Here is a 12,267-nt window from a genome sequence, read left to right on the forward strand (position 1 = left end):
CTTACTTCACCACGTACGGCAGGAGGGCCAGGTAGCGGGCGCGCTTGATGGCCTTGGCCAGTTCGCGTTGCTTCTTGGCGGAAACGGCGGTGATGCGCGAAGGCACGATCTTGCCGCGTTCGGAGACGTAACGCTGCAGCAGCTTCACGTCCTTGTAGTCGATCTTCGGCGCGTTGGCGCCCGAGAACGGGCAAACCTTGCGGCGACGATAGAAGGGGCGACGGGCCGGGCCGGAGCCGGCCGGAGCGCCCGGGATGGGGGCAGTCGTATCGGTCATGATCCGGTTCCTTATTCCGAAGCCGCGGCGTCGTCGGTGCGCGGGCCGCTGCGGTCACGTTCGCGTTCGCGGCGGGCCAGCAGGGGCGACAGCTCCAGGTCGAGTTCCTCGACGCGGATGGTCAGCCAGCGCAGCACGTCTTCGTTGATCGACAGCTGACGCTCGACTTCGGCCATGGCGGCCGGCGGGCAATCAACGGCCATCAGCGAATAGTGAGCCTTGCGGTTCTTCTTGACCCGGTAGGTCAGGTTGCGCAGACCCCAGTACTCGATCTTGGCGACGGAGCCGCCGCCTTCTTCGATCAGAGCCTTGATGGTGTCGTTCAGCGCTTCGGCCTGTTGCGCCGAGATATCCTGGCGCGTCATGACCGTGTGCTCGTAAAGAGCCATGCGGCATTCTCCCTTGGCGGACATCGGCGCGGGCGAACCGGGTAGTTCGTCCACGATGGCTCCTGACACGGCGGACGGGAGTTTCCCGACCCTTTGACATTCCGCAGCAGGACCGAAGCCCTGGAAAGGGGGCGCCTATACGGGAAAAACCCCGGCAGGGCAAGGCGCGGGGGCCCTTGCGCCGGCGATTGGCAGGGGCGGCGAAGCGCGGCACGGTTGGGGCTCACGCAACCGGAGCCTTCAGCATGACGCAAACGCCGACGCCGAGGAACCGCTGGTCGCTGATCGGGCCGGGAATCGTGGTGGCCGCGACCGGGGTGGGGGCGGGCGATCTGGTCGCCACCCTGATCGCCGGATCGCGCTTCGGCTACGCCCTGCTGTGGGCCGCCGTCATCGGGACCGTGCTGAAGATCGCCCTGGCCGAGGCCGTGGGCCGGTGGACCCTGTCCAGCGAGCGGACAATGTTCGAGGGCTGGTCCAGCCTTGGGCGTTCTCGTTTGGGAGGCGGCTGGCTGGACGGGCGGCTGAACTGGGCCGGGCTCTATTTCGGCGTCTATGTGGTGGTCTGGGGCTTCGTCTATGGGGCGGCGGCCATGACCTCGACGGCCCTGCCGCTGGCGGCGCTGTTCCCCGTGCTGGACCTGAAGGCCTGGGGGATGTTGAGCGGGATCGCCGGGCTGATCTTCGTCTGGTTCGGCGGCTACGGCCTGTTCGAGAAGGTGATGACGGCCTGCGTCGGGGTGATGTTCGTCACCGTCGTCGGCCTGGCTGTGATCGTTACGCCGAACCTGCCCGAACTGCTGACCGGCATGTGGCCGAGCCTGCCGGAAGGGTCGGCCTTCTATACCCTGGGCCTGATCGGCGGGGTAGGGGGCACCATCACCATGGCGGCCTATGGCTACTGGCTGAACGCCAAGGGCTGGAAGGGGCCGGGCTGGATGGCCGTGATGCGGCTGGACAACCGGGTGGCCTATGTCGTCACCGGCGTCTTCGTGGTCGCCATGCTGATCGTCGGGGCCGAGCTGCTCTATAGCGCGGGCATCGCCTTGCAGGGCGGGGACCGGGGCTTGCTGGATCTGGACCAGGTGCTGCGCGAGCGGTTCGGGCGGCCGATCTCCATTCTGTTCCTGGTCGGCTTCTGGGCCACCAGCTTCTCCAGCCTGCTGGGCGTTTGGCAGGGCGTCAGCCTGATGTTCGCCGACTTCACCGCCCATGTGCGCGGGCGCTCCGACGATCCGAAGGCGCGCGGCGACAAGAGCCGGGCGTTCCGCGCCTACGCCCTGTGGCTGACCTTCCCGCCGATGCTGCTGCTGTTCATGGATCGGCCGTTCGGGCTGATTGTCGCATATGGGGTGTTGGGCAGCCTGTTCATGCCCTTCCTGGCCGGAACGCTTCTGTGGCTGCTGAACAGCGCCCGGACGCCGCAGGAATGGCGCAGCGGCTGGATTTCCAACCTGTTGCTGGGGGCGGCGGCCCTGCTGTTCGCCGTGCTGGCGGGCAAGGAGCTGCTGGGTCTGATCCCGTCGTAGGCGGCCTATTCCTCGCAGGAGTTTCACAAAAGCCCCGGCGAACCGTCGCATTGGGCCGTTAGGCCTCGCCCTCGACCATATCGGTTCGGGGAAAATCGTCATGAAGCTGTCCGTCGCTTGTCTGGCCGCATCCGTCCTGCTGGCCGCCGCGCCTTCGATGGCCCAGGTCGTCGCGCCGCCGGACCCCGATCAGCCGCCGCCGCCGCTGCACGCGCCGAACGGCCGCTGGGCCGCCAAGGGCTGGGCCGACCGCATCGTGCTGAGCCCGGCCGCCGACGCCGCACGCGGCGCCGCCGTCGCCTGGCGCACCGACACGCGCCAGACCGCCGCCGAGGCCCAGATCGCCGAGGAGATCGACGGCCCCCTGCTGGGCTTCGCCGCCCGGACCGTGGCCGGGACCACGGCGCCGATCGAGAACGAGAACGGCCGCGCCCTCTATCATCAGGCGCGCTTTGACGGGCTGAAGCCGGACACGCGCTATGTCTATCGCGTGCGCGCCGCCGACGGCTGGAGCGAATGGCTGCCGTTCCGCACGGCCAAGGCCGAGTTCGCGCCGTTCCGTTTCATCTACCTGGGCGACACGCAGAACGACATTCTGGAGATCGGTTCGCGCGTGATCCGCTCGGCCTTCAAGGAAGCGGGACCGGCGGCCCTGGTCGTCCACGCGGGCGATCTGGTGGCCCAGCGCGAGGTCAAGGTTCACGACGACGAGTGGGGCGAATGGACCGAGGCCGGCGGGCGCGCCTTCGCCATGACGCCGCAGCTGCCCGCCAGCGGCAACCATGAATACGTCGACCATATCTTGCCGAACGGCGAGGAAGCGCGCGTTCTCGGCCCGCACTGGCCGCTGCAGTTCGCCCTGCCGGACAACGGCGCCGAGGGAGCCAAGGCGACCAGCTATTACGTCGACTATCAGGGCGTGCGCTTCATCGTGCTGGACGGCACGGCGGCGATCGACCTGGGCGCCGGGGAAAGTCAGACGCGCTGGCTGGATCGCGTGCTGGCCGAAAGCCCGGCGCGCTGGAACGTCGCCCTGTTCCACCAGCCGATCTACACCTGCGCCCGGCCTGAAGACACCGAAGAGCTGAAGGCCGCCTGGAAGCCGATCTTCGACGCCCGCAACATCGATCTGGTGCTGCAGGGGCATGACCACTGCTATGGCCGCGTCTCCAACCCCGCCGGGGCCGAGGCTTCGCGCGCCGACAGTGATGCGGGCCGCCCGCAGGGGCCGGTCTATGTCGTCTCGGTCACCGGCTCCAAGATGTACGGGCTGAACGACCGGGCGGACACGCAGCCGGTGCGCGCGGCCGAGAACACCGAGCTGTATCAGTTGATCGACGTCGAGGCCGACCGCCTGTCGTTCCGCGCCTTCACGGCGACGGGCGGGCTGTACGACGCCTTCACGCTGGAGCGGCAGGCCGATGGGACGAAGCGATTGGTCGAGACGCAGGACACCCTGCTGGCCCTGCGTCGTTGCGACGGCGCGGCGGGGCCAGACGACCGTCCCTGTACGGCGGAAATCAAGGACTGAGGGGGAACTTCGACGCGAACAGCGGCTTTGGCTTGATCAACGGCGACGCCTGTCGCCTTACCGTTCAAGGGGGATTTATGCGTATCACCATCCTGGCCTGCATGGCCGCCTTCGTCGCCCTGGCCGCTTGCGGCAACGCCGCCCAAAGTCAGAACGATCCAGGTCGCTCTCCTAGCGGAGCCTACAAGGTCACGATGATGGACGGGACTGCAGTCGACGTCGATCTGAAGGCCGACGGCTCCTTCACCATGTCGGAACCCGGCGGTCCGGTGGCGCGTGAAGGCACGTGGCGTCGCGCCGACGGGCAGTTCTGCCTGAATGATACGGCGCGCCCGCGCGAGGTCTGCATGGATGAAGCGTCTGTGGGCGACAATGGCGGCTTCGACCTTAGCGGGCGAGGTAAGGTGGTGATGCAGTTCCGTCCCATGGCGGCTGCAAGCACCTGATTGAGACAGAGCGCCCGGCCTGAGCCGTGTCCTGTCGGCCTCAGCGCCTTGCAGCCAAAGCACTGAATCCCGGCGCCCGCCGGGATGAGCGGGGGTGAAACGGCGGCGTTCTTCTTGCCGTAGGGGAGGGATTCGCCTACCCCTCGCGGCTTGATTCAACGGATGACGGACGATCCCGGATGAGCCTCGCGCTTCTCTTTCCCGGTCAGGGTAGCCAGTCGGTCGGCATGGGCGTCGCCCTGTCGGACGCCTTCGCCAGCGCGCGCGAAGTCTTCGCCGAGGTCGATGACGCCCTGAACCAGAAGCTGTTCGAGCTGATGCGCGAAGGCCCGGAAGATCAGCTGACCCTGACCGAAAACGCCCAGCCCGCCCTGATGGCCGTGTCGGTCGCCACGGCGCGGGTGTTGAAGGTCGAGTTCGGCGTCGATGTGACGCGGGCGGCCTTTGTCGCCGGTCACTCTCTGGGCGAATATTCGGCCCTGGCCGCTGCGGGCGCGATCAGCCTGTCGGACACCGCGCGCCTGTTGAAGCTGCGCGGTCAGGCCATGCAGCGCGCCGTGCCGGTGGGCAAGGGCGCAATGGCCTCGCTGATCGGCCCCAAGACCGATCTGGCGCTGGCTGAAGAGGCCGCCAAGGCCGGTTCGGCGGCGGGCGTCTGCGTCGTCGCCAACGACAACAACAAGGGCAACGTCGTCATCTCGGGCGACAAGGCCGCCGTGGATCTGGCCACTGAAAAGGCCAAGGAACTGGGCGCGCGCGCCATTCCGCTGAACGTCTCGGCGCCCTTCCACTGCCCGCTGATGCAGCCGGCCGCGGACGAGATGGCCGCCGCTCTGGCGGACGCCAAGATCATCGCGCCCGTCGTGCCGGTGGTCGCCAACGTCACCGCCCGCCCGGAAACCGACGCCGAGGTCATCCGCCGCCTGCTGGTCGAGCAGGTCACGGGGCGCGTGCGCTGGCGCGAGAGCATGGAGTGGATGGCGACCGAAGGCGGCGTGACCCGCTTCGTCGAGGTCGGCTCGGGCAAGGTGCTGACCGGCATGGCCAAGCGTATCGCCCCCGACGCCGAGGCCCTGGCGCTGAACACGGCCGAAGAGCTGGAAGCTTTCGCGAAAAGCCTTTGATCCTTCTCCCCTTGCGGGAGAAGGTGGCTGGCGCAGCCAGACGGATGAGGGGTCGCTGCGGCCCCTCAAGATTGAAGACACGGCAGGGGTCGGCAAGACCCCTCATCCGGCCCTGACGGGCCACCTTCTCCCGCAAGGGGAGAAGGAAGAGGAGAGACAGAGATGTTCAACCTTACCGGCAAGACCGCCCTCGTGACCGGCGCCACCGGCGGCATCGGCGGAGCCATCGCGCGCGCCCTGCACGCGCAAGGCGCCACCGTCGTCCTGTCCGGCACGCGCGAAGCCGTGCTGGCCGATCTGGCGAAGGAGTTGGGCGAGCGCGCCCACTTCGCCACGGCGAACCTTTCGGACCCGGAATCGGTCGACAATCTGGTCAATGCGGCCGAGACGGCGGCGGGCGCGCCGCTGGACATCCTGATCGCCAACGCGGGCATCACCAAGGACGGCCTGCTGATGCGGATGAAGGACGAGGACTTCCAGTCCGTCATCCAGATCAACCTGGAGTCCTATTTCCGCCTGACCCGCGCGGCGGTGAAGGGGATGATGAAGCGCCGTTCGGGCCGCATCATCGGCATCACCTCGGTGGTCGGCGTCACCGGCAATCCCGGCCAGACCAACTATTCCGCCTCCAAGGCCGGGATGATCGGCTTCTCCAAGTCGCTGGCGCAGGAAGTCGGTTCGCGCGGGATCACGGTCAACTGCATCGCGCCGGGCTTCATCGCCTCGCCGATGACGGACGTGCTGAACGACCAGCAGCGCGAGGCCATCCTGTCGAAGATTCCGGCCGGACGTCTGGGCGCCGGTGATGAAATCGCCTCGGCCGCCGTCTATCTGTCGTCGGATGAAGCGGCCTACGTCACCGGCCAGACCCTGCACGTCAACGGCGGCATGGCGATGATCTGAACCCGTTGTGCGGCGTCATCACGACGCGCAACAGACTATTTCCACGCCGTCACCCTGTGCTAAAGGGCACGGACGTCTTTCGGGGGTGAGTCTCATTGAGGCTTGATCCCGGCAGGCAGCCGTGACACGGCGAAACAACCCAAGACCCGCCTTCACGGCGATTTCAAACAGGCAGAGAGACACTCATGTCCGACACCCTCGAACGCGTCCGCAAGATCGTGATCGACCACCTGGACGCCGATCCGGACAAGGTCACCGAGAAGGCTTCCTTCATCGACGACCTGGGCGCCGACTCGCTCGACAACGTCGAACTGGTCATGGCCTTCGAAGAAGAATTCGACGTCGAAATCCCGGATGACGCCGCCGAGCACATCCAGACCGTCGGCGACGCGGTGAAGTTTATCGACGAGAAGCTGGCCGCCTGATCCGGCTGCGATTCGTCGCACTTACCAGCTGATGGCCGCCGTGACGGACCCCTAGCGGGACCGTCCGGCGGCCATTAGTGTTTCTGGCTACGATTCTGACCAAGAAGGAGCGCGAACCATGCGCCGCGTCGTCATCACGGGCCTTGGCCTGGTCACTCCGCTCGGTTCGGGCGTCGAGCACGTCTGGCAGGGCATTCTGGACGGCCGGTCGGGCATCCGTCCGATCACCGCTTTTGACACCGAAGGCTACGGCTGCACCATCGCGGGCGAAGTCCCCAGCGTCGACGGACGCGGCGGCGGCGAGGCGGGTCAACCGGGCGTCTTCGATCCCGATCAGGTCATGTCGGCCAAGGACCGCAAGCGCGTCGACGACTTCATCCTGTACGCCATCGCGGCGGCGGACGAGGCGCTGGCCGACGCGAACTGGAAGCCGGAATCGGAAGACGACAAGGAAGCCACCGGCGTTATGGTCGGCTCCGGCATCGGCGGCCTGGGCCCCATCGCCGACACCGCCATCGTGCTGAAGGAACAGGGCGTCCGCCGGGTCAGCCCCTTCTTCATCCCCTCGGCCCTGATCAATCTGGCGTCGGGCCAGATCTCGATCCGCCACGGCCTGAAGGGGCCGAACCACTCGGTCGTCACCGCCTGCGCCACGGGCGCCCACGCCATCGGCGATGCGGCCCGGATGATCGCCCTGGGCGACGCCGACGTCATGGTGGCGGGCGGCGCCGAAAGCTCGGTCGTGCCGATCGGCATCGCGGGCTTCCTGGCCTGCAAGGCGCTGTGCACCGCCTATAACGACACGCCGGAGAAGGCTTCTCGCCCCTATGACCGGGGCCATGCGGGCTTCGTCATGGGCGAGGGCGCGGGCGTCATGGTTCTGGAAGAGTACGAACACGCCAAGGCGCGCGGCGCCAAGATCTACGCCGAGGTCGTCGGCTACGGCATGAGCGGCGACGCCTATCACATCACCGCGCCCTCGGAAGACGGCGACGGCGGCCTGCGGGCCATGAAGGCGGCGCTGAAGCGCGCCGGGATGCAGCCTTCGGACCTCGATTACGTCAACACCCACGGCACCTCGACCATGGCCGACTGGATCGAGCTGAAGGCGGTCGAACGGCTGGTCGGCGATCACGCCAAGGATCTGGCCGTGTCGTCCACCAAGTCCATGACGGGCCACCTGCTGGGCGCCGCCGGGGCGATCGAAAGCATCTTCTCGGTCCTGGCCATCCGCGACCAGATGGCGCCGCCGACCATCAATCTGGACGACCCGGAGATGGAGACGCCGATCGACCTGATCCCGCACAAGGGGAAGGCCAAGAAGATCGACGTGGCGATGTCCAACAGCTTCGGCTTCGGCGGCACCAATGCGGCCGTGATCTTCAAGAAGGTCGACTGACTTGGCCAAGGCTCCGCCCCCCCGCACCCCCAAGGTTCGCATTCCCAAGTCGCGCGTTCCGAAAAAGGGCGGCGGGGGCGGAGGCTCTCGTTTCGGCCTCGGCGTCGGTCTGATCACCGCCGCCGGGACGTTGGGCCTGTTTCTGGTCGCCGCGCTAGTGGCGTTCTGGGCCATCTACTGGGGACCGGGGCCGAAGGCGGTGGAAGGGGAGGCGACCATCGTCACCCTGCCGTCCGGGGCGGGCGTTCCGGCCATCGCGGCCAATCTGAAATCGGCGGGGGTGATCCGCTCCACCGACCTGTTCCGCGCGGCGATCAGTCTGACCGGCGCCGACCGCAAGATCCGCGCGGGCGAGTATGAGGTGCCGTCGGGCGCCTCTCTGGCGACGGTGGTGGGCCTGCTGGTCGACGGCAAGGCGGTCCGCCACTACGTGACCCTGCCCGAAGGCTGGTCCAGCGCCCAGGCGGTCGACATCCTGATGAAGCAGCCGGTCCTGACCGGCGAGGTCGAGGTTCCGCCCGAGGGCAGCCTGTGGCCGGAAACCTATGAGGTCACGCGCGGCGAGACCCGCGCCGCCGTCGTCGCCCGGATGCAACGCGCGGCCAAGACCAAGCTGGAAACCCTTTGGGCCGCCCGCTCGCCCGCCACAGTGGTCACGACGCCGGAAGAGGCCGTCATCCTGGCCTCCATCGTCGAGAAGGAGACGGGCATCGCCTCCGAACGGCCCGAGGTGGCGGCCGTCTTCACCAACCGCCTGCGTCTGGGGATGCGGCTGGAGAGCGACCCGACCATCGTCTATGGCGTGACCAAGGGACGGCCGCTGGGACGCGGCATCCTGTTGTCCGAACTGCGCAATCCGACGCCGTGGAACACCTATCTGATCGACGGCCTGCCGCCGACGCCCATCGCCAATCCGGGTGAGGAGGCGATCAAGGCCGTGCTGAACCCGCCGCGCTCGGAATACGTCTTCTTCGTCGCCGACGGTACGGGCGGCCACGTCTTCGCCCGCACCTATCAGGAGCACCTGCTGAACGTGGCCCGCTGGCGCGAGATCGAGCGCCGCAAGGCCGGTCTGGCGGCGGGTGAGAGCGCGCCGGAGACCTCGCCTGCGCCGATGACGGACGAAGCCGCCGGCCCGGCCATCGCCATTCCGCCGGGCGCCAAGGTCATTCGCGTGCCGACGGAGGCCGGACGATGAGTCAGATTTCAGGCCAAATTTCAGGCATGACCGGCTTCGGCCGGGCCGACGGGGCGCTGGACGGCTGGACGTGGACGGTCGAGGCGCGCTCGGTTAACGGGCGCTCGCTGGAGACGCGCTTTCGCGGCCCGCACGGCTTCGACAATCTGGAGCGGCTGGCCAAGGCGGCGGCTCAGACGCGGCTGAACCGGGGGCAGGTGACGCTGGGCCTGCAGGCCAAGCGCGCCGAAGGCGCCGAGCCCGCACCGCGCGTCAATGAGGCGGTGCTGGCGACCTATCTGCGGCTGGCCAACCAGTTGGCGGAGGAGGGGGCGACCCCGCCCTCGGCCGACGGCCTGCTGGCCCTGCGCGGCGTCATCGAGGTCGCCGAAGAGGATGAGGACGCCGAAGGCCGCGCCGCCTTGGAAAGCGCCATGGCCGTCACGGTCGAACAGGCGCTGGACGCGTTGAAGGCCTCGCGCCAGCGCGAAGGCGAGCAACTGACGCCGGTCATCCACGACTTTGTCGGGACCATCGAGGCTCTGGTCGCCCGCGCCGAGCTTGAGGCGTCGGCGCAGGTCGAGGCCATCCGCGAACGCTTCACCCGCCGCATCAGCGAACTGGCGCCCGATGCGCCCGGCCTGGACGAGCGCGTCTTCCTTGAGGCCGCCGCCCTGGCGACCAAGGCCGATGTGCGCGAGGAGCTGGACCGGCTGACGGCCCACGTCGCCTCGGCCCGCGCACTGTTGCAGCAACCCCCCGCCGGTCGAAAACTCGACTTCCTGATGCAGGAATTCATGCGCGAGGCGAACACCCTCTGCTCGAAATCCGCTACGACCGCGCTCACCGGAATCGGCCTGGAGTTGAAGGCCGTCATCGAGCAGCTTCGAGAACAAGTTCAGAATGTCGAATAACCGCACCCCCCGCCGTGGCGTCCTGCTGATCGTGGCCAGTCCGTCGGGGGCCGGAAAGACCTCGCTGTGCCGCCGCCTGATGGCCGACCACAAGGGGCTGGAGCTGTCGGTCTCCATGACCACCCGCGACATCCGTCCGGGCGAGGTGGACGGCCGCGACTACAACTTCGTCAGCAAGGAGCAATTCCAGCGCCTGGTCGATGCCGACGCCTTCCTGGAATGGGCCGACGTGCACGGCAATCGCTACGGCAGCCCGGCCGCTCCGGTGGAGCGCGCGCTGGCGGAAGGCCGCGACGTCCTGTTCGACATCGACTGGCAGGGCGCCCGCGACGTGGCCGCCAAATGCCCCGGCGACGCCGTGCGGGTCTTCATCCTGCCGCCCAGCCTTGAGGAGCTTCGCCGCCGTCTGGTGACGCGCTCTCAGGACGCCGAGGACGTGATCGAGCGCCGCGTCGCCAACGCCAAGGGCGAGATCGAGCACTGCGACGACTTCGACTATGTGCTGGTCAACGAGGACTTCGACCGGTCCTACGCCGAACTGGCCCACATCTATCACGCCGAGCGCAGCCGCCGTCATCGCAATCTGTGGGTCGACGGCTACAAGCAGGCCCTGCTGAAGGAAGTGGTCTGACGCCCATGTCCGAGGCCGAACACCGCCGCTGGCTGGCCCAGGCCGTCGATCTGGCGCTGGAGAACGTCAGGGCGGGCGGTCGGCCGTTCGGGGCGGTGCTGGTCAAGGACGGCGCCCTGATCGCCAGCGGCGTCAACCGGATGCTGGCGACGAACGATCCCAGCTCCCACGCCGAGATGGAGGCCCTGCGTCAGGCCGGGCCGGCGCTGGGCGGCGTCGATCTGTCGGGCGCGATCCTCTACGCCAGCGGCCACCCGTGCCCCATGTGCCTGGCGGCGGCGGTGATGACGCGGGTCAGCGCTGTCTATTACGCCTTCAGCAATGCGGATGCCGAGCCTTACGGCTTCTCCAGCGCGGCGACTTATCAAGCCCTGGGCGTGACGCTGGACCCGCCGCCGCTGCCGCTGACGCAATTGGACGCGCCCGGTCGGACGGCGGCTGATCTCTACGGCGGCTAGCGGAAAGTCACCCGTACGCCCGGCTTGACCTTGGACGCCAACTGCTCGGCGTCCCAGTTGGTCAGGCGCACGCAGCCGCTGGAGAAGGTCTTGCCGACCTTGGATGGGTCCGGCGTGCCGTGGATGCCGTAGGTGTCGCGCGACAGGTCGATCCACACCGAACCGACCGGATTGTTCGGCCCCGGCGGCACGATGACCTTGCGGTCGCCTCGGTCATAGCTGACCCGATCCGGGTCGTAGGTGTAGTTCGGCTCGGGCGCGACGCCGACGACAGTCAGTTCGCCCGAAGGCGCTGGGCGCGTCGAACTGCCGATGGTGGCCGGATAGAAGGCCAGAAGCCTGTCCGCTGCGTCATAGACCCGCACCGACCGCTCGGCCTTGTCGACGACGATATGGGCCACGTCGCCCGTCAGCTCGGTCTGGGCCACGGCGGCGACGACGATGCTCTGGCCCGCCTTGCCGAAGTCGATGCCGGGGTTGAGCGCCTGCAGCAGGCCCTCGGTCATGTGGAATTTCTCGGCCAGCATCTCTAGCGGCGTGGCGTAGCCGACGGTCTGGAGCTTGGCCATGTCGGCCAGATCGGCCGGAACCTGGCCGATGAAGGGACCGGCCAGGTCGGCGGCGGTGATCGTATAGTCGGTCAGGACGCGGCCGTCGTCGCCGGCGGTCAGGCGGCGGAAGACCTCGGCGTCCAGCACACCGTCCTGGGGCAGTCCGGCGGCCTTTTCGAAGGCGGCGATCGCCTGGCGGGTGTTGTCGCCGCCCAGGCCGTCGATCACGCCGGGCGAGAAGTTGGCGCGGTCCAGCAGGATTTGGGCGCGCGCCGTCGCCGCGTCGGGCCGCGCGGGTTGACCCTCGACGGGGGCGGCAACGGTCTCGAAGACGGCCGCCTCGACCGCCTGTCGGGTCAGGGGCGCGGCGGCGCCTTGAGCGGCCGGGGGCTGTTCGGGATTCGGCGTCTCGGCAGGCGATCCGCAGGCCGTGAGGACGGCCGCGACGAAGGGCAGGGCAGAGACGGCGAGGCGCGATTTCGACATGAAAGCTCCGAAGGTTCCGGGGCTTGT

14 protein-coding genes are annotated in these 12,267 nt (G+C 68.1%); 11 read left to right on the forward strand and 3 right to left on the reverse strand.

Annotated features, from left to right (window positions below; genetic code table 11):
- Position 1: 1 nt before the first annotated feature.
- On the reverse strand, positions 2 to 277 hold the full coding sequence (gene rpsR / locus ABC419_RS07805; RefSeq protein WP_003167100.1) for a 30S ribosomal protein S18: 276 nt from the start codon (positions 275 to 277) through the stop codon (positions 2 to 4).
- An 11-nt stretch (positions 278 to 288) separates the two neighbouring features.
- On the reverse strand, positions 289 to 666 hold the full coding sequence (rpsF, locus tag ABC419_RS07810; protein WP_087139219.1) for a 30S ribosomal protein S6: 378 nt from the start codon (positions 664 to 666) through the stop codon (positions 289 to 291).
- A gap of 245 nt (positions 667 to 911) precedes the next feature.
- Here rpsF and ABC419_RS07815 point away from each other — a divergent pair, with 245 nt between their 5' ends.
- From ABC419_RS07815 to ABC419_RS07865, 11 genes are all read left to right on the forward strand, one after another.
- The gene (locus ABC419_RS07815) at positions 912 to 2,195 is read left to right on the forward strand and encodes an Nramp family divalent metal transporter (RefSeq protein ID WP_412877822.1); all 1,284 of its coding nucleotides are present in this window, start codon (positions 912 to 914) and stop codon (positions 2,193 to 2,195) included.
- A gap of 100 nt (positions 2,196 to 2,295) precedes the next feature.
- Positions 2,296 to 3,726: a purple acid phosphatase family protein gene (locus ABC419_RS07820; protein WP_412877821.1), complete on the forward strand. Its 1,431-nt coding sequence runs from the start codon at positions 2,296 to 2,298 to the stop codon at positions 3,724 to 3,726.
- Between the two features lie 77 nt (positions 3,727 to 3,803).
- Positions 3,804 to 4,172: a hypothetical protein gene (locus ABC419_RS07825; RefSeq protein ID WP_412877820.1), complete on the forward strand. Its 369-nt coding sequence runs from the start codon at positions 3,804 to 3,806 to the stop codon at positions 4,170 to 4,172.
- 179 nt (positions 4,173 to 4,351) lie between these two features.
- Positions 4,352 to 5,296 (forward strand): ACP S-malonyltransferase, encoded by a 945-nt coding sequence (gene fabD / locus ABC419_RS07830; RefSeq protein WP_412877819.1) that lies wholly within the window; start codon positions 4,352 to 4,354, stop codon positions 5,294 to 5,296.
- Positions 5,297 to 5,458: 162 nt separating this feature from the next.
- A complete protein-coding gene (fabG, locus tag ABC419_RS07835) occupies positions 5,459 to 6,199 on the forward strand; it encodes a 3-oxoacyl-[acyl-carrier-protein] reductase (RefSeq protein ID WP_412877818.1) in 741 nt (246 codons plus the stop codon).
- Positions 6,200 to 6,384: 185 nt separating this feature from the next.
- On the forward strand, positions 6,385 to 6,624 hold the full coding sequence (locus tag ABC419_RS07840; protein ID WP_003165440.1) for an acyl carrier protein: 240 nt from the start codon (positions 6,385 to 6,387) through the stop codon (positions 6,622 to 6,624).
- Between the two features lie 118 nt (positions 6,625 to 6,742).
- Positions 6,743 to 8,023, forward strand: coding sequence for a beta-ketoacyl-ACP synthase II (gene fabF, locus ABC419_RS07845; protein ID WP_200215864.1), 1,281 nt, complete (start codon positions 6,743 to 6,745; stop codon positions 8,021 to 8,023).
- Between the two features lies 1 nt (position 8,024).
- On the forward strand, positions 8,025 to 9,221 hold the full coding sequence (gene mltG / locus ABC419_RS07850) for an endolytic transglycosylase MltG (RefSeq protein ID WP_412877817.1): 1,197 nt from the start codon (positions 8,025 to 8,027) through the stop codon (positions 9,219 to 9,221).
- A complete protein-coding gene (locus tag ABC419_RS07855) occupies positions 9,218 to 10,114 on the forward strand; it encodes a YicC/YloC family endoribonuclease (protein WP_412877816.1) in 897 nt (298 codons plus the stop codon). The genes mltG and ABC419_RS07855 overlap by 4 nt, the downstream gene beginning before the upstream one ends.
- Entirely contained in the window at positions 10,104 to 10,745 is a 642-nt protein-coding gene (gene gmk, locus ABC419_RS07860) for a guanylate kinase (protein ID WP_040345659.1), read from the forward strand. Before ABC419_RS07855 ends, gmk begins: the two co-directional genes overlap by 11 nt.
- Positions 10,746 to 10,750: 5 nt before the next feature.
- Positions 10,751 to 11,203, forward strand: a complete 453-nt coding sequence (locus tag ABC419_RS07865; RefSeq protein ID WP_412877815.1) for a nucleoside deaminase — start codon at positions 10,751 to 10,753, stop codon at positions 11,201 to 11,203.
- Here the strand turns inward: ABC419_RS07865 and ABC419_RS07870 are convergent.
- Entirely contained in the window at positions 11,200 to 12,240 is a 1,041-nt protein-coding gene (locus ABC419_RS07870) for a L,D-transpeptidase family protein (protein WP_412877814.1), read from the reverse strand. The two genes, ABC419_RS07865 and ABC419_RS07870, sit on opposite strands and share 4 nt — an antisense overlap.
- Positions 12,241 to 12,267 lie beyond the last annotated feature (27 nt).

This window comes from Brevundimonas phoenicis (assembly GCF_047237745.1).
GTDB lineage: Bacteria > Pseudomonadota > Alphaproteobacteria > Caulobacterales > Caulobacteraceae > Brevundimonas.

What these genes read in the sequence shown, in the direction of transcription:
- ABC419_RS07855 (WP_412877816.1), top strand. Translation starts at nt 9,218, where the DNA reads ATGAGTCAGATTTCAGGCCAAATTTCAGGCATGACCGGCTTCGGCCGG.
- ABC419_RS07820 (WP_412877821.1), top strand. Translation starts at nt 2,296, where the DNA reads ATGAAGCTGTCCGTCGCTTGTCTGGCCGCATCCGTCCTGCTGGCCGCC.
- fabG (WP_412877818.1), top strand. Translation starts at nt 5,459, where the DNA reads ATGTTCAACCTTACCGGCAAGACCGCCCTCGTGACCGGCGCCACCGGC.
- ABC419_RS07870 (WP_412877814.1), bottom strand. Translation starts at nt 12,240, where the DNA reads ATGTCGAAATCGCGCCTCGCCGTCTCTGCCCTGCCCTTCGTCGCGGCC.
- ABC419_RS07840 (WP_003165440.1), top strand. Translation starts at nt 6,385, where the DNA reads ATGTCCGACACCCTCGAACGCGTCCGCAAGATCGTGATCGACCACCTG.
- fabD (WP_412877819.1), top strand. Translation starts at nt 4,352, where the DNA reads ATGAGCCTCGCGCTTCTCTTTCCCGGTCAGGGTAGCCAGTCGGTCGGC.
- ABC419_RS07865 (WP_412877815.1), top strand. Translation starts at nt 10,751, where the DNA reads ATGTCCGAGGCCGAACACCGCCGCTGGCTGGCCCAGGCCGTCGATCTG.
- gmk (WP_040345659.1), top strand. Translation starts at nt 10,104, where the DNA reads ATGTCGAATAACCGCACCCCCCGCCGTGGCGTCCTGCTGATCGTGGCC.
- ABC419_RS07825 (WP_412877820.1), top strand. Translation starts at nt 3,804, where the DNA reads ATGCGTATCACCATCCTGGCCTGCATGGCCGCCTTCGTCGCCCTGGCC.
- ABC419_RS07815 (WP_412877822.1), top strand. Translation starts at nt 912, where the DNA reads ATGACGCAAACGCCGACGCCGAGGAACCGCTGGTCGCTGATCGGGCCG.
- fabF (WP_200215864.1), top strand. Translation starts at nt 6,743, where the DNA reads ATGCGCCGCGTCGTCATCACGGGCCTTGGCCTGGTCACTCCGCTCGGT.
- rpsR (WP_003167100.1), bottom strand. Translation starts at nt 277, where the DNA reads ATGACCGATACGACTGCCCCCATCCCGGGCGCTCCGGCCGGCTCCGGC.
- rpsF (WP_087139219.1), bottom strand. Translation starts at nt 666, where the DNA reads ATGGCTCTTTACGAGCACACGGTCATGACGCGCCAGGATATCTCGGCG.